The 21,687-nt window shown below is 49.5% G+C and carries 19 protein-coding genes and 1 tRNA gene; 11 read left to right on the forward strand and 9 right to left on the reverse strand.

The genetic code is table 11. The features are described from left to right. Positions 1-721 precede the first annotated feature (721 nt). Together pntB and pntA are read right to left on the reverse strand one after the other, a co-directional pair. Entirely contained in the window at positions 722-2,125 is a 1,404-nt protein-coding gene (pntB, locus tag BRW63_RS23800) for a Re/Si-specific NAD(P)(+) transhydrogenase subunit beta (RefSeq protein ID WP_073074869.1), read from the reverse strand. Positions 2,126-2,131: 6 nt separating this feature from the next. Next, a complete protein-coding gene (gene pntA, locus BRW63_RS23805) occupies positions 2,132-3,742 on the reverse strand; it encodes a Re/Si-specific NAD(P)(+) transhydrogenase subunit alpha (RefSeq protein WP_073074870.1) in 1,611 nt (536 codons plus the stop codon). A gap of 490 nt (positions 3,743-4,232) precedes the next feature. Between pntA and BRW63_RS23810 the strand changes: the two genes are divergently transcribed. From BRW63_RS23810 to BRW63_RS23855, 10 genes are all read left to right on the forward strand, one after another. Beyond that, a complete protein-coding gene (locus tag BRW63_RS23810; RefSeq protein ID WP_073074892.1) occupies positions 4,233-4,745 on the forward strand; it encodes a DUF2808 domain-containing protein in 513 nt (170 codons plus the stop codon). A gap of 163 nt (positions 4,746-4,908) precedes the next feature. Next, positions 4,909-5,052 carry a 50S ribosomal protein L34 gene (gene rpmH / locus BRW63_RS23815; protein ID WP_073074871.1) on the forward strand — a complete coding sequence of 48 codons (144 nt, stop codon included), beginning with the start codon at positions 4,909-4,911 and terminating at the stop codon, positions 5,050-5,052. Between the two features lie 45 nt (positions 5,053-5,097). After that, positions 5,098-5,499, forward strand: coding sequence for a ribonuclease P protein component (rnpA, locus tag BRW63_RS23820; protein WP_083583213.1), 402 nt, complete (start codon positions 5,098-5,100; stop codon positions 5,497-5,499). Continuing rightward, the gene (locus BRW63_RS23825; RefSeq protein ID WP_073074872.1) at positions 5,489-5,887 is read left to right on the forward strand and encodes a PH domain-containing protein; all 399 of its coding nucleotides are present in this window, start codon (positions 5,489-5,491) and stop codon (positions 5,885-5,887) included. The genes rnpA and BRW63_RS23825 overlap by 11 nt, the downstream gene beginning before the upstream one ends. Before the next feature lie 157 nt (positions 5,888-6,044). Further along, a complete protein-coding gene (gene yidC, locus BRW63_RS23830; RefSeq protein ID WP_073074873.1) occupies positions 6,045-7,187 on the forward strand; it encodes a membrane protein insertase YidC in 1,143 nt (380 codons plus the stop codon). Between the two features lie 244 nt (positions 7,188-7,431). Continuing rightward, the gene (locus BRW63_RS23835) at positions 7,432-7,941 is read left to right on the forward strand and encodes a Jag family protein (protein WP_073074874.1); all 510 of its coding nucleotides are present in this window, start codon (positions 7,432-7,434) and stop codon (positions 7,939-7,941) included. Positions 7,942-8,022: 81 nt separating this feature from the next. Then, entirely contained in the window at positions 8,023-8,526 is a 504-nt protein-coding gene (locus BRW63_RS23840; protein WP_073074875.1) for a YceD family protein, read from the forward strand. 85 nt (positions 8,527-8,611) lie between these two features. Next, on the forward strand, positions 8,612-10,135 hold the full coding sequence (locus tag BRW63_RS23845; RefSeq protein WP_073074876.1) for an AAA family ATPase: 1,524 nt from the start codon (positions 8,612-8,614) through the stop codon (positions 10,133-10,135). Between the two features lie 82 nt (positions 10,136-10,217). Next, complete coding sequence (locus tag BRW63_RS23850) at positions 10,218-10,667, forward strand: SH3 domain-containing protein (RefSeq protein WP_073074877.1); 450 nt, start codon at positions 10,218-10,220, stop codon at positions 10,665-10,667. A gap of 254 nt (positions 10,668-10,921) precedes the next feature. Continuing rightward, a complete protein-coding gene (locus BRW63_RS23855) occupies positions 10,922-12,043 on the forward strand; it encodes a peptidoglycan-binding domain-containing protein (RefSeq protein ID WP_073074878.1) in 1,122 nt (373 codons plus the stop codon). Here BRW63_RS23855 and BRW63_RS23860 read toward each other — a convergent pair. The 4 genes from BRW63_RS23860 to lipA all read right to left on the reverse strand — a co-directional run bounded on the left by BRW63_RS23860 (position 12,040) and on the right by lipA (position 16,243). Next, entirely contained in the window at positions 12,040-12,501 is a 462-nt protein-coding gene (locus BRW63_RS23860) for a Fur family transcriptional regulator (RefSeq protein ID WP_073074879.1), read from the reverse strand. The genes BRW63_RS23855 and BRW63_RS23860 overlap by 4 nt on opposite strands. A 182-nt stretch (positions 12,502-12,683) precedes the next feature. Next, positions 12,684-13,949 (reverse strand): RNA polymerase sigma factor SigC, encoded by a 1,266-nt coding sequence (gene sigC, locus BRW63_RS23865; RefSeq protein ID WP_244913275.1) that lies wholly within the window; start codon positions 13,947-13,949, stop codon positions 12,684-12,686. A gap of 492 nt (positions 13,950-14,441) precedes the next feature. Continuing rightward, positions 14,442-15,368, reverse strand: a complete 927-nt coding sequence (locus BRW63_RS23870; RefSeq protein ID WP_073074880.1) for an NAD(P)H-dependent glycerol-3-phosphate dehydrogenase — start codon at positions 15,366-15,368, stop codon at positions 14,442-14,444. After that, positions 15,365-16,243, reverse strand: coding sequence for a lipoyl synthase (gene lipA / locus BRW63_RS23875; RefSeq protein WP_073074881.1), 879 nt, complete (start codon positions 16,241-16,243; stop codon positions 15,365-15,367). Before lipA ends, BRW63_RS23870 begins: the two co-directional genes overlap by 4 nt. A gap of 102 nt (positions 16,244-16,345) precedes the next feature. Here lipA and BRW63_RS23880 point away from each other — a divergent pair. Continuing rightward, a tRNA-Pro gene (locus tag BRW63_RS23880) sits at positions 16,346-16,419 on the forward strand. Positions 16,420-16,653: 234 nt separating this feature from the next. Here BRW63_RS23880 and BRW63_RS23885 read toward each other — a convergent pair. Genes BRW63_RS23885 through BRW63_RS23895 form a run of 3 tightly spaced genes read right to left on the reverse strand, consistent with a single transcriptional unit; the run spans position 16,654 to position 21,632 of the window. Then, positions 16,654-17,781 carry a tetratricopeptide repeat protein gene (locus BRW63_RS23885; protein WP_073074882.1) on the reverse strand — a complete coding sequence of 376 codons (1,128 nt, stop codon included), beginning with the start codon at positions 17,779-17,781 and terminating at the stop codon, positions 16,654-16,656. After that, a complete protein-coding gene (locus BRW63_RS23890) occupies positions 17,778-19,055 on the reverse strand; it encodes a tetratricopeptide repeat protein (protein WP_073074883.1) in 1,278 nt (425 codons plus the stop codon). Before BRW63_RS23890 ends, BRW63_RS23885 begins: the two co-directional genes overlap by 4 nt. A 30-nt stretch (positions 19,056-19,085) precedes the next feature. Further along, positions 19,086-21,632 (reverse strand): CHAT domain-containing protein, encoded by a 2,547-nt coding sequence (locus tag BRW63_RS23895; protein WP_073074884.1) that lies wholly within the window; start codon positions 21,630-21,632, stop codon positions 19,086-19,088. Between the last annotated feature and the right edge of the window lie 55 nt (positions 21,633-21,687).

Consider the following 21,687-nt stretch of genomic DNA (forward strand, 5'->3'; position numbering starts at 1 on the left):
AACTTACGAGCAGCAGTATCAGGAACGAATGGTCAAAAACCTCAAGAAAAAGGCGATGGCGCTTGGATTTGACCTCGTTGCTAAACCTGCTCTCCCGGAGTGTGTTTCTTAGGAGTTAACCTTATAGGTTAAAGCCTAGCCCCAGGTTCAGAATCTACTCTCACCGATCGTTAGCAGACTACAGTTCCTGAACCCGTTCACAAAGTGGCGTTGCTGAATGCAAATATGAATTGCCCCCCCTACGAATGGTCAAAAACCTCAAGAAAAAGGCGATGGCGCTTGGATTTGACCTCGTTGCTAAACCTGCTCTCCCGGAGTGTGTTTCTTAGGAGTTAACCTTATAGGTTAAAGCCTAGCCCCAGGTTCAGAATCTACTCTCACCGATCGTTAGCAGACTACAGTTCCTGAACCCGTTCACAAAGTGGCGTTGCTGAATGCAAATATGAATTGCCCCCCCTAGCCCCCAAGTTTGAGGGGAACCAGAATCTTAAAGTCCCCCAATTTTGGGGGATTTAGGGGGCGAAAGGATTCAGCCTCGATAGATAGGATTCATACTTGCATTCAGCAACGCCCACAAAGTCTTTGGCATAGGTAGAAAGACAGAATTAATAACCCAAGTCGCCGGGTTTCGACTCCGCTCAACCCTCTTCTTACTTGAAGATTGAGCATTGAGCGGAGCCGAAATGCGGTTTACAAATAATTGCGTCCGTCTACTTACCAGTCAACAAGCGACCAGGGCGCTCAATTTGCCGACAATGGCATCGGCGTTTTTTCGGGCATCGCCGAATAGCATCTGGGCGTTTTCTTTATAGAACAATGGGTTTTCGACCCCTGCGTAGCCGCTTGCCATGCTCCGCTTCATGACAATCACGGTTTTGGCTTTCCACACTTCGAGAACGGGCATTCCTGCGATCGGACTCCCTGGATCTTCCATCGCACTCGGATTCACGGTGTCATTGGCTCCAATCACCAACACCACATCTGTTTCAGGAAAATCCTCATTAATTTCGTCCATTTCTAGAACAATGTCGTAAGGCACATTTGCTTCTGCCAACAACACATTCATGTGTCCGGGTAGCCGACCTGCAACAGGGTGAATGCCAAACCGAACTTTAATGCCGCGATCGCGCAACGTCTTGGTAATCTCAGAAATCGGATGTTGTGCCTGAGCAACTGCCATTCCATAACCCGGAACGATAATCACACTCTTGGCATTTTCTAAAAGCTCGGTGGTGTCTTCGATCGAGATTGATTTTGCCTCACCCTCTGGCTGACTGCTGGCGGATGTTGCCCCGGCGGTGGCTCCAAATCCGCCCAAAATGACGCTGATAAACGATCGATTCATTGCTTTGCACATGATGTAGCTGAGAATCGCGCCACTGCTGCCCACCAGCGCTCCGGTAATGATCAGCAGATCATTGGAGAGCATAAATCCGGCGGCGGCGGCGGCCCAACCTGAATAGCTGTTGAGCATCGAGATCACGACGGGCATATCGGCACCCCCGATCGCCATCACTAAATGAATGCCCAATAGACAGGCAACTCCGGTCATAATCAGCAGCGATTGCAATCCGGTTAAGAGATCGCCGCTCATGAACTGTCCACCCAGCCAAAAGCAGGTGCCCAGCATCCCTAGATTTAGCAGATGACGACCAGGCAACATCAGCGGTTTGCTGCTGAGAACGCCGCGCAATTTTCCGAACGCCACGATCGAGCCTGTAAACGTGATCGCACCGATAAATACGCCAATAAACACTTCAATCTCGTGGATAGTGGCTTCACCGCCTGTCAGCGTTTGTGGCTGCAAATAGTTGGCTATTCCGACCAAAACTGCCGCCATCCCCACAAAGCTGTGCAGAACGGCGACCAATTCTGGCATTTCTGTCATCGCCACACGAGAGGCCAAACTTGCCCCGATGAGGACTCCTGGCAGCAAGACACCCACCAAAACGCCATAATTAGTTCCACGACTTCCAAGAGCAGTGGCAACAAATGCAATCAGCATTCCGGCAATGCCGTAGAGGTTGCCTTTGCGAGAGGTTTCTTGATTGGACAACCCCGCCAAGCTGAGAATAAACAAACCACTCGCCGCAATATAAGCGACGGTCATCAAGTTATTTGACATCACTATTTATCGTTGAAACATTTTGAGCATTCGTTGAGTCACCAAGAAACCACCAGAAATATTGATGGTTCCGACTAGGATGGCGATCGCGCCTAAAATCGTGGTGGGCGAAGTCGGAGCGCCAGAAATTTGCAGCATTCCGCCGACGATGATGATGCCGCTAATCGCATTGGTGACGCTCATCAATGGGGTGTGTAGAGCAGGTTTGACGTTCCAGATCACCTGCCAGCCAACAAAACACGCCAGCACAAAGACCGTAAAGTGGGAGAGAAATGAAGCCGGGGCAGTGGCACCGATCGCGACTAAAATCACTGCAATCAGCCCAGCCCAAACGCCGCTCAGGTTCTTTTTGGGTAACGCTTTGACAGGTTGAGGGATTTCCTGAACCGTGGCTTGAGCAGGAGCAGGTTGAGGAGCAGGTCTGGGCGGCGGTGCCATAATTTCGCCGTTGTGAACGACTAATGCGCCTCGAACCACCTCATCTTCTAAATCGATTTGGTGATTGTCATGTCTACCCATGTCATCTAAGAGGTGACACAAGTTTTTGCCATAAAGCTGGCTGGCTTGGTTTGCCATACGGCTAGGCAGATCGGTCAGCCCAATAATGGTCACCCCGTTGTAGCGATAGATTTCTCCTGGCTTGGTGACTTCACAGTTACCACCCTGCTCGGCAGCCATATCGACGATCACAGAGCCTTCTTTCATGCTCTCTACCATCTCTCTGGTGATCAGTTTAGGTGCAGGCTTACCCGGAATCAAAGCTGTGGTAACGATGATATCTACTTCTTTGGCTTGCGCCGCAAACAGATCCATCTCAGCCTTGATAAACTCAGGACTCATGGTCTTGGCATAACCACCCGTCCCGGTGCCGTCTTCTTCAAACTCTAGCTCTAGAAACTCTGCGCCTAAACTTTCGACCTGCTCTTTGACAACAGGACGGGTATCAAAGGCTCGAACGATCGCGCCTAAACTTCTAGCGGTGCCGATCGCCGATAACCCAGCCACTCCCGCTCCGATCACCATCACTTTGGCGGGGGCAACTTTTCCAGCCGCCGTGATCTGCCCGGTGAAAAAGCGCCCAAACTGGTTAGCGGCCTCGACCACGGCTCGATATCCGGCAATGTTTGCCATCGAGCTAAGAGCATCTAGCTTTTGTGCCCGACTGATTCGAGGCACAGCATCCATTGCGATCACCGTTGCTTTGCGATCGGCGAGTTTTTGCACGAGTTCTGGATTTTGTGCCGCCCAGATAAAACTGATTAAAGTTCCGCCTTCTCGCAGCAATTCTGTTTCGTGTTTGTTGAGATCAGAATGATGATCAGGGGCGCGCACTTTTAAGATTAAATCGGCTTCTGCCCAAAGGGTTTCAGGGTCAGCAATGATTCGACAATCTACTTGTTTATAGGCATCATCACAGAAATTTGCGGCGTTTCCAGCCCCAGTTTCAATTAAAACTTCAAAGCCATATTTTTGTAGAAGTTTAGCCGTATCGGGTGTTGCAGCAACTCGACATTCACCGACTAAAATCTCTCTGGGAATGCCAATCTTTTTTTGTACAGTTTCCTCAGACTTAGGCTGATAGCTGGCTTCATCCTGTTTATTGATGGCGATCGTCATGAAATACCCCCTTTCTATAGAGTCAACTGCTAAATTTCTGCCCATTGACCAAAAGCTTGAATTTTAGAAATTATAGAGATAGCATGCCATCCTAATTCGATTCCCTCAATAGGATTTTTCATTTGACCTATTTTGGGACTCAATTTCTAAAAAACGAGAATTAAATTCGTAAACTATCTTTAGACAAATACCAGTTTTAAGCGAGTTAATCACAAAATTTCTTTATAATGTAAAGTCTTTCAATCTAAGTTCATGTAGCTTGATGAAGTTTTTTGAGTCGGTATTCAGGTCGATCGCCAGAAAGTTCTCAGTAGATACTTTTTTTAATTAGGGCACATTTCTAAGCTCTAACTCGTCGCTTGCTATGAGTCGCTCCTCACCAGGTCATTTCGTTTAGCCACCTGATATGTCAATATTGACGAAGTTTAATCACTTAATCACTAACCCTTGTTCTCCAGGTCAAACGCCTATGCTGCTCAGAGGATTTTCGATGCGACGTGTTGTGTCAACCTTGGCGATCGCGGGCTGCCTTGTCGCAGGGCTTCCGATCGTGGCATTTTCTCAAGGCTTACCAGGACTCACTCTCTTTAGTGGAGTCAAAAGCGAGAACCAACTCAACTATCGGCTTGACTTTGGCGGCAACACCAACTCCTGGGATCGCTATCGCTTTAGAGTTGAGCGCAAAAGAATGAAGGTCGCGGTGGCACAGTTCACGATCGATTATCCCGACTACTACAAAGGCACCTTTGACCCCAAGAGCGTCGAACTGATGGTCAACGACAAAAAAGTTGCCATTCAAGAGGTCAAGTGGGAGAAAGAAAACTACGTGATTTCAGTGTTTCCTCAAGACCCCGTACCCGCTGGATCAAACGTCGAGCTGATCTTCTCGAATGTCAAAAATCCCAGCAATGGCGGGATGTTCTACTTTAATTGCCGAGTCTTGTCTCCTGGAGACGTGCCTTTGCTGCGCGACATCGGCACCTGGATTGTGACCATTAGCTAGGCAGTTGAGCAGACATTTTAAGTCAGGGCGAATCACATTCGTCCTGTTTTTTATTTTGCCTCAGCTTCCGCCAACTTCAGCCCCTAAACATAGTGCTATATTTGTAGACTGTGGCTCTTCCACGGTCTTTTTCACATTTAACTAGTAGCGAGAACAACGACCCATGACCAAGCGAACTTTAGAAGGAACCAGCCGTAAAAGAAGAAGAAAGTCTGGCTTTCGGGCCCGGATGCGGACGGCAACGGGTCGAAGAGTGATCACCGCTCGCCGAAAGAAAGGACGCGCTCGGTTAAGCGTTTCTGGCTAGAAAGCTTGAGCGGTCTAGACGCGATCGCGCAAGGCGAGGTTTGCTTTGGCACTGTCCAAACCCAATCGATTAAAGCATCGAAAAGATTTTAGTCGCGTCTATCAGCATGGGCTCCGACGCAACTCACCAAATCTAACGCTGAGAGCTTTGCACGGTTCAAAGTTTTTCGCTAAGAAATCTTTGCCAGAGGGCTTCTCAGATTTAGAACCGCAGGTTCCCTCTCAGATTGGCATTTCGATCAGTTTGAAAGTGAGTAAGCGGGCAGTCGTTCGCAATCGCATTAAACGGCAAATCCGAGCAGCGTTGCGGCAACTCTTACCTCGTCTCACCGCTGGTTGGAAACTCGTGATTATCGTGCGACCTCAAGCAGTTGAGTGCGATTATTTTCAATTTCTGCAAGAATTAGAGCAGTTATTGCTAGACGCTGAGGTATTGAATGGCAATTAAAGAAGAAGTTTATTACGAAGGTGGACCCCACGTCGGGGATCTGATTATTGGCGTACTTTTAGCCCCAACCGTGATTTGTTTGCCGTTGACGATCGGGGCATTTGTCCGGGCGCTCTGGCTTCGCTATCGTATTACTAATCGGCGGATCGGGGTAACGGGCGGTTGGATGGGTCGCGATCGCGTCGAAATCATTTATTCTGACATCACTAAAGTGGTGACGGTTCCCCGTGGGTTAGGGATGTGGGGAGACATGGTGCTAACGCTGCGTGACGGTAGCCGCATCGAAATGCGGTCAGTTCCCAAGTTTCGGGAACTCTATGACTTCATTAATGAGCGGCTTTCTGAGCGCGCCAAAAAAGCAAGCGGTGCATTGGGTAAACAGGGTTAAGCCATTCGGTTATCCCACCCTTCTAGCAGGTTTCTCGATCGCTTAACGATCAAAGTACAAGCTACACTGGGACTTGTTCTGTCAGGGTGCAAAGCAACATTGCGTCCGCAGATTGAATTCAGCAAACTCAGACTTCATAGGTAGAGACGTAAGGCGAATGGACTTCGGTATAAGCTTTCTTTCCAACAACATAATGCTGCCGATCATCGATTTCTTCTATGGAATCGTGCCCAGCTACGGGTTGGCGATCGTGGCACTAACTTTGGTAATTCGCTTTGCGCTTTACCCTCTCAGCGCTGGCTCTATTCGCAGTATGCGCCGCATGAAGGTGTCTCAACCCGCGATGCAAAAACGGGTGAAGGAGATTCAAGAGCGCTACAAAGATGACCCCGCGAAGCAGCAGCAAGAAATGAGCGCGGTTTATAAAGAGTTTGGCAACCCGTTGGCAGGGTGTTTACCAGTTGTGATGCAGATGCCTGTGCTATTTGCGCTGTTTGCAACGCTGCGAGGTTCGCCCTTCTCTGATGTTCCTTATTCGATGAATCTCCAGATTCTGCCCAGAGAACAGATTGAGCAGATTCAACCCCAGGCATTTGTAACGCCTCCTCAAAACATTTATTTGTCGGATAGCGTTCACACCAAAATTGCCGCTGTCGCACCTAGTGGAACTCGTCTAGTAGTCGGTGACAAAACCAAGATTGAGTTTCAGACCGTTGAGGGCAAGCCATTTGATGCTTTAGCGACTGAGTATCCTGACAGTGATCTGACTCCTAAATTTAAGGTCGTTAGCGGTGCTGAACGGATTCAGATTAAAGACGACGGGACGATCGAAGCACTTCAGCCCGGAGATGTCACGCTTCAAGCAATTGTTCCTGGATTGGCGGCAAACAAGGGCTTTTTGTTTATTGATGCGTTGGGACGGGTGGGCGCGATCGATCCAGATGGTGCGCTGCACTGGGATATTATCGGCATGGTGATCTTCTTTGGCATCAGTCTTTATATCAACCAACTGCTCTCTGGGCAAAGCGGAGCGAGTGGCAACCCGCAGCAAGACACGATTAACAAGATTACGCCAGTTATTTTCTCTGGAATGTTTTTATTCTTCCCCCTGCCTGCTGGCGTGTTGATGTATATGGTGATCGGTAACATCTTCCAAACGGCTCAGACTTTCTTTTTGTCGAGAGAGGCGTTGCCCGAAAATCTGCAAAAGATTGTAGATGCTGAGGCAGCTAAGAGTGGAGATGCAAAAAGTGGAGAAACTACTCTCCCGTTTGAACCCGGTCGCAAAAAGAAGGCTTAGGATCGTGGATTAAATAACCTGTAAAAGTCCTCTGATTTGTCATCGCCGAGACTTTTGCCCCCTAAATCCCCCACGAGTGGGGGACTTTGAAACTAGAGTCTTAGCTCAAAGTCCCCCAGAATGGGGGATTTAGGGGGCTGAAGCCGACCCAAACGCAGCGACAAAGATTGGTGTACACCGTAACTCATTAGGGAGAGGGCGAGAAGTTACACCTTAATAAATCCACGTTCCTTAGAGAGACACTATGAGCGATCGTCAGTTTGAACAACGAGGTCAGCAGTGGTTAGAGGAATTCCTAAAGCTTGCGAATTTGTCTGCACCTGTCACAACTGAAATTAGAGAAACGTTCTCTGAAACGAGTTGCTGGTTGACGATCGATGACTCAGCTTTAACGCCAGACCAGATAGAAGCGCTGATTGGCACCCAAGGAGTCGCAATAGACTCCATTCAGTATTTAGCAAATTCTACGTTGAATTTGGGCAAGCAAGAAGACCAGCAGGGCGCTTACACGATCGAGCTAGCGGGATATCGTCAACGTCGTCAGCAAGAATTGCTAGAAATTGCCGAACAAGCTGCCGAGCAAGTCCGACAATCGGGAAAAGAGTATGAAATCAAATCGCTTTCTTCAGCCGAGCGGCGACAGATTCATACCATTCTCAAAGACAGCCCCGACCTAGAAACCTATAGCCGAGGACAGGAACCCGATCGCCGCTTAGTCGTCCAACCCGCTAAGTCAGATGAACCGTCTGCTTAATTGCTAAAATAAAAAGTGTAGAGAATGCCTGTACTGAAAAATGTACGGGCTTCTTAGTTTTAAGGAGGGTTGCTCACAGCTATGAAAGCAATTTATATTCCTCAACTGGCTCAGGCGCACGAGCGAACCCAAACGATCGAGTTTAAAGAAAATCTCAAGGGCATTGAGACACTGACTCCCGTGCAAGGAAGCTTAAAGGTGACTCACCAGGGAAATTATCTCGAAGTTTCGGCTCAGGCAGATACGATCGTGACGTTGAGTTGTCATCGCTGCTTACAGCAGTTTAATCATCGCTTATCGGTTGCCGCTTCTGAGTTGATCTGGCTGGCAGATAGTGAAGATGGATCGGGAACCTTGCCGTTTGATCAAGATCTTTCAGTCGATGACTTGGTAGAAAGCCTGCCGCCAAACGGCTCTTTTGAACCGACAGCTTGGCTTTATGAGCAATTATGTTTAGCGATTCCTCAAAAGCAGTTGTGTGATCAGCAGTGTACTGGCATCGAAGTTTCAGATGCGATCTTAAATCCTGGAATCGATCGGCGTTGGGCATCCTTAGAATCGTTAAAAGGTCAGCTTCCTTCATAGAGGAGGATGTAGAAAATGACGCATAGTGTAGGGTTAGAGAGAGACGCTTATTGCTTGATATCTCATCCATTGCCCCTACTTTGCTATGAGCTTCAGCGACGAATTTAATCTGCTGCTAAGAGCGCGTTATCCAATTATTTACATTCCCACTCGCGAAGAAGAGCGAGTCGAAGCGACGATCGTTCAGTGTGCCAAAATTCAGGGCGATCGAGCCGTCTATATTTGGGATTTTGTCGATGGCTATCAAGGAAATCCCAATGATGTCGGTTTTGGCAAGCGCAATCCCGTACAGGCGTTAGAGTTTGTAGAAAAGCTGCCTGCCAGTGCTCCGGCAGTTTTTGTGCTGCGAGATTTTCATCGGTTTCTAGAAGATGTTTCGGTATCGCGTAAACTTCGCAATTTGGCGCGGCTGCTCAAATCTCAACCCAAAAATCTCGTATTGCTGTCTCCTCAGATCTCGATTCCTGATGATCTAAGCGAAGTTTTGACCGTGCTAGAGTTTCCCCTTCCTAACGCGGCTGAAATTAAGATTGAGATTGAACGGCTTCTGAGTGCAACGGGGCAACGACTCGATGGCAAAGTTCTGGATGAATTAATCCGATCGTGTCAAGGTTTATCCAACGAGCGAATTCGACGAGTTTTAGCACGAGCGATCGCGCTTCACGGTGAGCTACAGCCCGATGACGTTGACTTAATTCTTGAAGAAAAGCGTCAAACGATTCGCCAAACTCAAATCCTGGACTTTTACCCGGCGACCGAAAATATTTCTGATATTGGCGGTTTGGATAACCTCAAAGATTGGCTTTTCCGGCGAGGCGGCTCTTTCTCAGAACGGGCGCGACAATATGGATTGCCCCATCCGAGAGGGCTGCTCTTAGTGGGCATTCAAGGAACGGGCAAATCACTGACGGCAAAAGCGATCGCGCACCATTGGCATCTTCCACTACTGAGGCTCGATGTCGGCCGTCTGTTTGCAGGATTAGTCGGCGAGTCAGAATCTCGGACTCGTCAAATGATCCAGTTATCAGAGGCGCTCGCTCCCTGCATTTTATGGATCGATGAAATCGACAAAGCCTTTGCTGGCTTAGACAGTCGAGGCGATGCGGGAACAACCAGTCGCGTATTTGGCACGTTTATCACCTGGCTAGCAGAAAAAACGTCTCCAGTCTTTGTCGTTGCCACTGCTAATAATATTCAGTCATTGCCTGCTGAAATGCTGCGGAAAGGACGGTTTGACGAAATATTTTTTGTGGGTCTGCCCACTCAAGAAGAGCGCCGCGCAATTTTTGCGGTGCATTTGTCTCGTCTGCGTCCTCACAATCTTAAGCACTACGATTTAGAGCGCCTTGCTTATGAGACACCCGACTTTTCTGGTGCAGAAATCGAGCAAACATTGATTGAGGCGATGCACCTTGGCTTTAGTCAAAATCGCGACTTTACGACAGATGACATCTTAGAGGCGGCAAGTCAAATCGTCCCGCTTGCCCGGACTGCAAAAGAGCAAATTGACTTTTTGCAAGAATGGGCAGCCGCCGGAAAAGCGCGACTGGCATCAAAACACAGTAGTTTGAGCGATCGTATCCAACGTCAACTTCAACAGCCCGAATAAACTCAAGACGGCAAAATTATCGGTGCGTCTGTGCGATCAGATGCTAAGATTTTGCTTGCTTCGCCGTTCTTGGGGAATCACCATGAGTTGGTCGGGTCTACTTAAAGTCTTCACGGGTCTGTTTCTAGCGATCGCGCTCCTCGCAGGAGGTGGGTTTTTAGCTGCACAATTCTTCATTGCTAAGTTGAGTGCGCCGCCCCCTAAACCCATTTATTCCAACGACAAGCCTGCATCGTCTGCCAAAGCGACCGTTAAAGCCAAAGCGGTTTCTCCCGATCAGTCCAGTGTGGCTGATGCGTCTCCTAAACCGTTGCCATCGGGCGCTTATGAAGGGCGAGTCACGCAATCGATCGGGCTAATTCTCAGAGATGCGCCGGGTCGAGATGGGGGGCAGACTGGCGGCATTGACTATAACGAGAAAGTGATTGTGCTAGAAACCAGTTCGGATGGCGAATGGCAGAAAGTGAGAGTGCAATCCAACGATCGAGAAGGCTGGGTAAAAGCTGGAAACACTGAGAAAAGCTCTCAGTAACAAGATAGACTTACGCAAACCTCGGAGGTTTTACCAAGCATCAACATCGTGACCGACAGAGTGGCTTAAACCTCCGAGGTTTTGGAGAGCAATGGCAAGTTGGTTTCACTTGGTTAATCGAAGAAGACGGTTAGCCAAAGGGGTGATTTTGCAGTTGGGTATAGGCACTCTACAGAGGATGAAGCTAAAATGTTGCTAAGGAAAAGTGAAAAGCCTTCACTTTAGACCAGTTGAGTAAACCTTGCCCAAAGACTATGGAAACCCTTGCTTATTTGCATTTAGCCTGTGCTAACGAGTCGCCTGAAGACGATCGACCAGTGGCTCAACTTCGTCACTTGAGTTTATTCGATGGGCTAAATTGGCAAAAACTGTCTAGTGCAGCTTGGGTCAAGTTCTTGAGTATTGCGGTTAGCCTAACTATTTTGAGCCTCGCCAGTTCTGCAATGGCGCTTTTACAGCAGGGTGACACAGGCGCTGAGGTTTCTGACTTACAAAATCGGCTCACGGCGGCTAATTGTTATAACGGTCCCGCTGACGGCGTTTTTGGACCTCTCACCAGAGAAGCGGTGATTGAGTGCCAGCAGCGCAAGGGACTCAACGCCGATGGCATTGTGGGACCGGCAACCGAAGCGGCATTGTCAGGGGGTATTCAGACCAGCCAAACCTTTAGCATCCCTGACCAAACCGTTAGTAATGGCACTTATGCTGGGGTGCTGCGGCGGGGCGATCGGGGCAGTGCCGTCAGTGATTTACAGCGTCGTCTGAGTTCGGAGCGCTATTATAATGGCGTGATCGATGGCGTGTTTGGGCAACAGACTGAAGATGCGGTGTTCAGACTTCAACGAGATCGAGGGTTGACTGCTGACGGCATTGCGGGTTATCAAGTTGCACAAGTTCTTGCAGGGTCTTCTACAACCCTTCCTGATACTGGCTACAATCCGTCGGGTCGGCAGTTGAAGTTTGGCGATGGAGGTGTTGAGGTCGAAGACCTTCAGCGTCGGCTCAAAAATCTTGAGTATTTTAATGTAGCGGTGACGGGCTATTTTGGATCTCAAACCCAGGAGGCTGTTCGACGCTTTCAACAAGGAAATCGCCTGGATGCGACGGGCATTGCAGACGCGAGAACGCTAAACGCTTTAGGAATTGCAACGGCTCAAAATCACTACGATTCTGTCAACCGATACATTGTCGTCGTTCCCAGACAAGACTCCCGAACTCTATTTAGAGTCAGACAGATTGCCCCTAGCGCATTTGAAGCGAGATCTAAACTCGGCGACTATGTTTTGGCAGGGGCTTATCCCAATCAAAATAGAGCCGAAAAGCAATCGAACTTGCTGCGATCGCGCGGTCTAGATGCCAGAGTTGCCTATCGTTAACCGGGCAGCAGCGATCGCTGGCAGGTTGGGCAAACAGCGTGAATGGTCAACTGACAGTCGAGGAGATGATAGCCTTCTCTCTGGGCGGCTTTAGTGCCGATTTTGAGGATTGGATCACTTTTGAACTCGATCGTTTTGCTGCACCTGACACAAATTAGATGATGGTGATGATAAGGGTGAGGTTGGTTGATCTCGTAGTGCTTATGCCCTTCAGCAAGTTCTAACTCACGCAAGATCCCCATCCGCGCCATCAACTTAAGGGTGCGGTAGATGGTCGATAGACTAATGCCTTCCCCGTCTGCTTTCAGCACATCGTAGAGATCTTCTGCGCTGAGATGAGTTCCTTTCGGTAAGTTTTGAAAGATCTGCAAGATGGTTTCGCGCTGTGGAGTTAAGCGCCAACCTTTTTCGTTCAGTTCAGCTTTTAAAGAAGCGGCAGTGTATACAGAAGCGTTCATGTTCTCAACAAGGCTTGCTTTCTTGAGAATATAGCATATAAAAAAACAAGGTGATTTGCAAGAAAGTCACCTTGTTGAGAACTATATTCAAGACTGAAGGTCAAAAATGCAGTGCTTCTAACCCTACGAACAAAGGGTTTGACCCTTTTTAGATGAGAATGATTTACGCTTTTGAGATTGTTCTAGCTCAAAGATTCGAGATAGTCACGAACACGGTTGCGGCGTTTGGGCTGGCGCAGTTTTTGAAGAGCCTTCGCTTCGATTTGGCGGACTCGTTCGCGAGACAGATCGAGCGCACGACCGATTTCTGCCAATGAATAAGGGTGCCCATCGCTGCCCAAGCCAAAGCGCATTTGAATGACATCGCGTTCTCGGCTCGTCAAGTCTGCTAGCAGTTGCAGCAAATCGCGGCGGAGAGACTCTCGCATCAAGATTTCTTCAGGCGAGATTTCTTCTGTTTCGAGCAAATCACCCAGTTCGGTATCTTTTTCTTTGCCGACCTTGGTTTCTAGAGACACCGATCGGGGCACTTTCAGCAAAACTTCTCGCACTTGAGCCGCCGTCATCTCTAGCTCGACCGCGATGTCTTCGATCGTGGCAGTTCGCCCTTTTTCTTGAGCAATTTTGCGTTGAGCTTTCTTAATCTTGTTGAGCTTTTCGGTGATGTGAACCGGGAGGCGAATCGTGCGGCTTTGAGTGGCGATCGCACGCGTAATGCCCTGACGAATCCACCAGTAAGCATAGGTGCTAAACCGATAGCCCTTGGTCGGATCGAACTTGTCAACAGCGCGCTCTAGACCCAGCGTGCCTTCTTGAATCAGATCCAGCAGTTCTAGACCCCGATTTTGATATTTCTTGGCAACCGACACGACTAGGCGCAAATTTGCCTTGATCATGTGTTCTTTTGCCAGCAGTCCCTCGCTTTGAATTTGTTCGAGTTCCGCAACCGCCAGCCCAACGATCTTTGCCCAGTGCTGCTTGCCTTCTGCCATGATGGGCTTGAGATCGAGCACGGTGACATTTGCTTCAGCCGCCCAGCGCTCTAGAGAAGGGCGGTGCCCCAAACTTGAGGTCAGACGATCGCGGGCATCGATTAAGTAGACATAGCGCTCGATCGCAGCATTGCCCTTGAGAGCCGACTCGTTACGCTCTTCTAGCAATCGCATATAGCGCTGAACTCTCTGAGCCTCTGAAACTTCTTCATCTCGACCTAACAGCCGAACTCGACCAATCTCTTGAAGATATAGCCTCACGAGGTCTGTCGTTCGACGGACTGGCGTGCCAAGCCCTGCTTGATCGACAGACTCAACTTCGAGATCGGTCAAGTCATCAGAAGTCGGCTCTGTGTCACGATCGGCATAACCTGCATCGTAGCTCTGAGGACGAAAACTCTCTAGAGAAGAGGTTTCGTAGTCTGCATCAGCGTAAAAAGAGGTTGCTGGCATCATGGTCTTTCGGTTGCCCTCGGTAGAAATGGGGTCAGTCGGCTGCTTTTGATCAGTGTGCCCGTCTTCTGAGACTAGAGAACACTTCGTAGAGTTCCGTAGGCTTGCACCCGACGGTGTTGATTTGAGCGACAGGTATCAATGTCTTCTACTCTCTACATCTCTTTTCACCCTCAATTCGGAAGGTTATGCAAGAAGCTTCTCTCTAACCAGAAATTAATCAAGTGCGAACTGAGTCGCAAGAGGCTGCAAGCAGTAGAGGATCACTCACATCAATTCGTAAGTTACCCTACATCACGATGATGGCAATTTTCCGATCGCTTCCTTACTAGCTCTGCATCTTCATCAATGCTTTGAACAGGTGCAGGGTTTGATTATGAAGGGATGAAGCAGTCAGTAGAGCATGTAGCATCAATCCCGTGGATCTACGGAGCGGCTCCTCAAATTTCATAGAAGATCTGCTTGAAACTGAAGTAGTCACACTTCAAAATAGTCCTAAACTTCCGGTTTGCTGTCGCGAAGCATCAGCGCTGCCACGGCTGCTTGAGGCGTGACTTCACGCTGCAATAACTGATGAACCTGAAACGAGATTGGCACCGAAATATTTTGCTGATCAGCTAGTCGAATCAGAACGTGAGTGGTGTTGACTCCTTCAGCCGTGCCCTCTAACTGACTGAGAACTTCTTCAAGGGTTTTACCTTGGGCTAACCCATAACCCACCTGATAGTTTCGGCTCAATGCACTGTTGCAGGTTGCCAATAAATCACCCAGCCCTGACAACCCGTAGAATGTCTCGGCTTTTGCGCCCCAATAAGTGCCAATGCGGATCATTTCTGCTAAACCGCGAGTCACCAAGGCGGCTTTAGCATTCGTTCCTAGCTGCAAGCCGTCACAGGCTCCGACGGCGATCGCAATCACGTTCTTTAACGCCCCCCCTAACTCAACCCCTAACGGATCGGAGTTTGTGTAGATGCGAAATCGAGACGACGAAAGGACGACTTGCACCTGTTTAGCCGCTTCTAGATTTTTGCTAGCAATGACGCTGGCAGCAGGTAAGCCGTGTTGAATTTCTTTAGAGAGATTAGGCCCGGAGAGAATTGCAACGGCGTGAGTCGGAAAGGCTGACTGCCAGAGTTGAGAGGGCAATCGTGGCAAATTGAGTTCCGTACCTGATGGATCAAGTCCTTTAGTCGCCGTGATGAAAATCGTGTCTGGCGAAAGGGAGAGCGATTTCAACTGGCTAATAACCGATCGTACCCCTTTCATTGAGATGGCGGACACCACCAGATTAGCCCCATCAATCACCTGCTCAAGACTGTGAGGGCTTTGACGCGACCACACCTTGACTGAGTGCCCATTCTCTTTTGCCAGACCCACCAGCGTTGAACCCCAAGCACCTGCCCCAATCACGGCGACTTTCAACCCTGCCTCCGGGGATATTTTTTCATCAAGTCTTGTACCTGTTCGGCGTGATAAGAACTGCGGGTCAGTGGTGAAGAAACCACTTGCAATAGACCGATCGCTTCTCCATAGCCTCGCCACGCATCAAACTGCTCAGGTGTCACAAACGACTGCACACCTAAATGCTTTTGAGTGGGTTGGAGGTATTGCCCGATCGTCAGAATGTCACAATCGACCGCGCGCAGATCTCGAATCACTTGCCGCACTTCTTCGTCGGTTTCGCCCAAGCCGACCATAATGCCAGATTTTGTGTAGACGTGAGCGTTGATTTGGCGAGTCCGCTGCAAGAGTTCGAGCGATCGGGCATAATCGCCCTGCGGACGCACCCGACGATAGAGGCGAGAAATGGTTTCAGTGTTGTGATTAAGCACGTCGGGAGAAGCACTGAGAATCTGTTCTAAAGCGCTCCAGTTGCCGCACAGATCAGGGATGAGCACCTCGATCGTGGTGTCAGGGGAAACAGCACGAATATCTTGGATGCAGCGCACAAACTGAGAAGCCCCACCATCTGGCAAATCATCGCGATTGACTGATGTAATCACCACATGATTGAGCCGCATTCGCCGCACAGCTTCTGCCAGTCGCAGTGGCTCGGTTGGGTCGAGTGGCTGAGGTTTCTTCTCAAAATCAATGTCACAGTAAGGACAGGCACGAGTGCAGGCAGGTCCCATGATCAAAAACGTGGCGGTGCCATTGCTAAAGCACTCACCGATGTTAGGGCATGATGCCTCTTCGCAAACGGTGTTGAGCGACAGATCCCGCAAAATTTCTTTAACGTTGCCAACCCGCTCCCATTGAGGAGCCTTAACCCTTAACCAGTCTGGCTTAACGACCACGCCTGTTTGTCCTAAAGTTGTGTAAGAATTATTTTAACAAGTTGCAGCCCAGGATTCTACAGGTTAGCTCTTGTGTTAGTCTAATTTAAGCAATGTGTATTGCGGGATGTAGCGCAGCTTGGTAGCGCACCTCGTTCGGGACGAGGGGGTCGTAGGTTCAAATCCTATCATCCCGATATTGATGTCTTGTTGTCGGGTAACACTTTATTTGTCTCTTAACAAAATTCTGTCATTCACCTTTGAAGGGCTAAAAGCCTTGTCAGACATAGCTTTTTAGAATTTCATTTCAGCTCGTTGCTGATTTAGCTAGTAACACATTAGGTGTCATCATCGTACAATTTAACAAAATCGCTGTCGTGATTTTAAGGCTATAGCCAAAATAAGGTGCTGGCAGTCTAACAAATTCTCTGTCATTTTTTTAGCCTGCCGATGTCACGGTTGAGTCCTTCAGCCCGTCGATCGTTGAGCAAAATAAAGCCTGCCTTGGCTTGACTGTAAAAGATTAGAGCTTGTTGGAGATTTTGAGTCACCTCATACAATTCACCTAAGCCGTATAAGGTGAGTGACCATTCCTCTAAATCTTCTAAGGATTGAACAGTTTCGATCGCTCGCAAGTAGGCATTTTCTGCTGGGTTCATAACTCCTGTTTGCAAATATAAATCACCCAGGGTGCGGTAGATCAGGGGCGACCGCTTGCCTTGGGCGATCAGCGTTTCTAGAGCGGCGATCGCTTCGGCGCTGAGTCTGTAGCCGTTGGCTGTCTTTTCTGATAATCCGTAAGCAGAGGGTTGAGTGACTCCGTAGTTGCGGTAGTAGGCGGCTAGTTTGAGAGCTTTCACTTCATCGCTGAGATTGCCTTGCAGGATTTGTTGCACCTCTGCTTGAACCGCTTTCGCTTCGGTGTCCCGAAGGAGGATGAATTCGGTGCCCGTGCTGGTTTCAGATTGAGAGGATTTACCAGTGTTGGTCTGGATGACTACAGAGTAGGGGATACCCGGTTGCAGCGCGGGTTGGTTGGGATAGGTGACTTGCGGCTCTTTGACCTGAGTTTGCCAGACTGTTCCTTTAGGACTGATGACCTGAACGGTGTATTGAGTGGCTCCGGGAACAGGATGCCACTGTAGTGTGGGTGTGCTGGAGAGCAGGAGAGTCCGGCGGGGAGAGATCAAATAGGGAATCTGAGCATTGACACCGCCAATACTGATTAAGGGAGGGGGACCTTTGGAAATAACAACTTTCCACTGGGGGCAAATCTGTTTCAAGCCGAGTCTTTCTTCAGCAAGGCGAACGGGTTGTTTTTTGCCATTGGGGCAAGCGATGATCACAACAGCGCTACTGGCACGTCGGAGCTGATCGCCATCCGACAACTGTGTGCCGACTCGATTCACGGGGCGAAACTCTGACCAAGTTTTGCGTTTGAGTTCGACTTTGCCTTTGATTTCGTTAATGTAAGCGGTTTGAGCGATCGCACTACCTCGTTGCGCCGCTACAACTACCAAAGACAGCAAAGCAATCAGTGGTTTTCTAAATCGGCTCATTTGCGTTTATCCTCTTCCTTCAGCTTTTTACGGGCGGTGATTGCCCAGGCATTTTCTTCTGTGATGAAAAAATTGGCATTGGCGTTGCAGGTATCCCAGGATGCAAGGGCTGCTTTCTTCTTAGCCTGGGCTTCTTTAACCTGAGCCAGCAGACAATAGGGCGAGGCGATCGCAAGGGTGGTATCGTCATTTGGGTCAGCCGCTTTTTCGGCTAATTTGGCGCTTTTCTGTAACGCGATCGCGTCATTCAACGTTGATTCGGCATCGCTGTAATCGTTTTGCTGGAAGCGTGCCCAGCCGAGATTTTTCAGCATGGCGTAACGCTCTTCAGGCGATAATTTTTCTTCCTCTTCCAGAGCTTTTAGCAAAAGGGAAGTCGCAACTTCTGGTTTCTTATCCAGGATCTTAAGTCGAGCGAGATTGTTAATAGCATCGGGAATGCCTGCACGAACCGCTAGTTGATAGCTAGTGCGGGCTTGTTCTGGGTCTTGCAGGTCTTCGTAGAGCAAGCCGAGACGGAGGTGGGTTTGCTCATAGTCGGGATTCAGTTGTAATGCCCGTTTATACAGTTCCTCCGCAGTGCCCAGGTTTCCCTGCTTGTAATTTTTGAAGCCCCAATCGGAGTAGAGAGTAGCAATTTGGGGCAGAGATAGCCGCAGCCCTACCGCTCCGGTCAACAACAGCACCGAGAAACCTGCGCCGACTTCGTGCCAGTATTGCTCTGAGATTTGGAATCGATTCAAGAGGCGTTTGTTTGCCTCCTGTCCGGCGATCGTCAGGGCACCCCCTGCCGTTAGGAGCGCTCCAATACTTTGGGCACTGACGGCGATCGCACCAAAGGTATCGGGCCCACCTTTGAGAAAACGGGCGGAAACGTCGCCAAAAAGTCCAACAGAAATTGTAATACAGGTGATGGAGACGGCTTGCCAAACCCAGTCTTGATTCCACCAAGGGTTAGGTTTTTGGAGCTTGAGCGACCACCACCAGGCTTTTTCAGACGGGCTAAAGCTGGTTTGCCAATCGATGGATTTGAGGCATCGATCGATCGTCGCTGCCTGGTCTTTGAGTTGTTGATCAAGATCCGCGATCGCAGTAAGTGTTTCCCCGGTGACACCTTTGGTTTCTTGCAACAGGGTCTGAATTTCATCTCGCGCTGCCAGAGCTTCGAGTATCAGGGGAAGGAGGATGCCATCGGGTTTGGACTGCGCGATCGCGGCGGTGAGTTGGGCGATCGCAGTTTGGTAGCGCTGTTGGGTAGGGGGTGGATCAGTCATGGAGATGAGTTTGGTGAAGCTTGTATAGTTTTATAGCCCATTGCCGATCAAAATGAAGGGTGCCCAGTAGAAGGGATGTTTGAGGGTAGTAGGAAGGGAGGACTGGCTGGAAGTTGTGCCAATTTGAAAGCTACCGCGCAGTTTACCACCTGCGGTAAAATCGCTGGTAATAATGGCAATTTGGGCTTGCTGAAGGGCTTCGGCTTTGGGAACACCTTGCTTGAGCAGACCATAAAAGATATTCATCAGCATTTGAGTGCCGCCATCGTGGATTGACCACAGGGAAGAAATGGCGGCTTTGGCTCCGCCACGCTGAAACTGGTAGCCGATGCCCAAGACTTCTACGCCGTCTTCGTCTTTGCCTGTTAAACCGACTCCTGTTTCACAGGCGCTAAGGACGACCAAATCGATGTTGTCGAGGGTGCCGTCTTGAATGTCACTGAGGCTGAAGCGATCGCCGTTACCCATCACCAAAAAGGATTTTTTGGGGTTGCCAATCAGAAATTTGCCGTGAGTGGCGAGATGAACAATGTTGAAACTGTTCATGCGGGTTTGCAGAGTGGCAAGGCTAAAGTCACGATCGAACAGGGAGACGGTGCCAGGGCGATCGCTGACGAGAGACTGAACTTCTTTTTTGGCGAAGGGCAACCCGGCAAACTGAAAGGACTGGTTATCAACAGGAATGGTGATTTGGCGTTCTCCAAAGGCGGCGGCGAGAATGTGTTGATCTTTGTGGGGTGGGGTGAGCAGGTCGCTGATGGCAAGGGCGGTGATGTTGTTGATGCGATAGCGCTGCACGAGCCATTGTTTGCCATCGTGGAGGGCGGCGAGGGGAATGTAGCGCAGTTGCCCATCGGGAGCGTAGAGGATGGTTTTGGGATGGGCTTGTTTGAGGTCGGCTTCGATCGGGTGAATCAGCCAGCCATAGAGTTTTTCGGCTAGTTCTTGAACGTTGCTCTGGGGGTTGCCGAGGGCAGAACGAAAGTCAGCGATCGTGCGGTTGAGTTCTTCGCGTTTGACGTTGACGGTGCGACGCAGGGGTGGGGCACCGGGGACGCTAAGGACTAGTTCGAGGCGATCGTTGAGAATCAGGGGATAGAGCAAAACGGCATCGAGGCGTTGGAGTTGGTCTTTGAGTTTTCTGATTTGGTTGAGGTTGACGGCTTCGTTGTCGCTGCTTTGCTGCAATTTTGCGACGAGGCTTTTGATCTCAGGACTATCAACGAAAGCAACGAATTGGGTGTTGATAGCGGTTTCCAGTTTGACGAGTTGAGTGAGTCGCGGTTGTTGGGTGGGCGGTAGGACGTTTTGGCTGTCGAGTTTACGCAGGTCGGCAAGCTCTGAGCCGATTTGAATGGCGCTTTTTTGAAGCTCGTTGTATTTGGTGAGGATCTCTTGTTCGGCGCGACGAAACTCGATCTGCTGCGCGGTGCCGCGCACATTGCGGAGATAGTCGTCGAGTTCTTGCACTTTCAGCAGGTCAAGGATTTGCTGTGCTTCTAAGATTCGGTCTTGGCGCAGCAGCAGATCGGCAAGGTAGCGATAGGTGCTGGCAACGGTCCCGGTGTAGGATTTTTGTTGTTCTTGAGGAAGAACTTTGAGTTCGCCGCGAGTTTGCTCGTAGGTGCTGACTGACTGTTTGAGAAAGACGATCGCCAGCGCGGGTTGCTTTTGGGCTTCTAGTAAATAGCCAATGTTGTTGAGTGTAGTGCCTTCTGTCGCGCGGTTACCAATCTGTTTATGAATGGCTAAGGCTTGCTGATAATACTCCAGCGCTTTGGGATGTTGCCTCAGACGGAAGTAAATCAACCCAATGTTGTTGAGCGTAGTGCCTTCTGTCGCGCGGTTACCAATCTGTTTATGAATGGCTAAGGCTTGCTGATAATACTCCAGCGCTTTGGGATATTGCCCCAGACTGAAGTAAATGAACCCAATATTGTTGAGCGTAGTGCCTTCTCCCACACGGTCACCAACCTGTTTGCGAATGGCTAAGGCTTGCTGATAATACTCCAGCGCTTTGGGATATTGCCCCAAGCTGGAGTAAATAAACCCAATATTGTTGAGCGTAGTGCCTTCTCCCACACGGTCACCAACCTGTTTGCGAATGGCTAAGGCTTGCTGATAATACTCCAGCGCTTTGGGATATTGCCCCAAGCTGGAGTAAATAAACCCAATATTGTTGAGCGTAGTGCCTTCTCCCACACGGTCACCAACCTGTTTGCGAATGGCTAAGGCTTGCTGATAATACTCCAGCGCTTTGGGATATTGCCCCAGACTGGAGTAAATAAACCCAATATCGTTGAGCGTCACTGCCTGGTTTTTCCTATCGCCGCTACGGTCTTTGGTCTGCCGATAAATTCCTAGCGCTTGCTGTAGCTTCTCCAATGCCGCCGGATATTGCTGCTGGCGTAATAACTGCTGTCCTGCTTGCAGCAAACGCTCTGCCTCGGCTTTCCGGTCTAGCTGCATTTCTGCCAGCACAGGCAAAGACTCCACCATCAGCGCCGGACTCAGCACCGCACCTGACAGCAGCAAAGATGCCGCAACTCGCTTAAATTGACGATGCCAGAGAGACATATTTTTGCCCCAGGGTTACGTGATGGTTATAACGTCAGTTCGACGAGTTTTTTCG

This window comes from Phormidesmis priestleyi ULC007 (assembly GCF_001895925.1).
GTDB classification, from domain to species: domain Bacteria; phylum Cyanobacteriota; class Cyanobacteriia; order Leptolyngbyales; family Leptolyngbyaceae; genus Phormidesmis_A; species Phormidesmis_A priestleyi_A.

Coding starts and splice junctions, on each gene's coding strand:
- rpmH (WP_073074871.1), top strand. CDS start 4,909: ATGACCAAGCGAACTTTAGAAGGAACCAGCCGTAAAAGAAGAAGAAAG.
- BRW63_RS23835 (WP_073074874.1), top strand. CDS start 7,432: ATGAGCGATCGTCAGTTTGAACAACGAGGTCAGCAGTGGTTAGAGGAA.
- BRW63_RS23845 (WP_073074876.1), top strand. CDS start 8,612: ATGAGCTTCAGCGACGAATTTAATCTGCTGCTAAGAGCGCGTTATCCA.
- BRW63_RS23860 (WP_073074879.1), bottom strand. CDS start 12,501: ATGAACGCTTCTGTATACACTGCCGCTTCTTTAAAAGCTGAACTGAAC.
- BRW63_RS23895 (WP_073074884.1), bottom strand. CDS start 21,632: ATGTCTCTCTGGCATCGTCAATTTAAGCGAGTTGCGGCATCTTTGCTG.
- pntA (WP_073074870.1), bottom strand. CDS start 3,742: ATGACGATCGCCATCAATAAACAGGATGAAGCCAGCTATCAGCCTAAG.
- BRW63_RS23825 (WP_073074872.1), top strand. CDS start 5,489: ATGGCAATTAAAGAAGAAGTTTATTACGAAGGTGGACCCCACGTCGGG.
- BRW63_RS23810 (WP_073074892.1), top strand. CDS start 4,233: ATGCGACGTGTTGTGTCAACCTTGGCGATCGCGGGCTGCCTTGTCGCA.
- BRW63_RS23850 (WP_073074877.1), top strand. CDS start 10,218: ATGAGTTGGTCGGGTCTACTTAAAGTCTTCACGGGTCTGTTTCTAGCG.
- yidC (WP_073074873.1), top strand. CDS start 6,045: ATGGACTTCGGTATAAGCTTTCTTTCCAACAACATAATGCTGCCGATC.
- BRW63_RS23855 (WP_073074878.1), top strand. CDS start 10,922: ATGGAAACCCTTGCTTATTTGCATTTAGCCTGTGCTAACGAGTCGCCT.
- pntB (WP_073074869.1), bottom strand. CDS start 2,125: ATGTCAAATAACTTGATGACCGTCGCTTATATTGCGGCGAGTGGTTTG.
- sigC (WP_244913275.1), bottom strand. CDS start 13,949: ATGATGCCAGCAACCTCTTTTTACGCTGATGCAGACTACGAAACCTCT.
- BRW63_RS23890 (WP_073074883.1), bottom strand. CDS start 19,055: ATGACTGATCCACCCCCTACCCAACAGCGCTACCAAACTGCGATCGCC.
- BRW63_RS23885 (WP_073074882.1), bottom strand. CDS start 17,781: ATGAGCCGATTTAGAAAACCACTGATTGCTTTGCTGTCTTTGGTAGTT.
- BRW63_RS23840 (WP_073074875.1), top strand. CDS start 8,023: ATGAAAGCAATTTATATTCCTCAACTGGCTCAGGCGCACGAGCGAACC.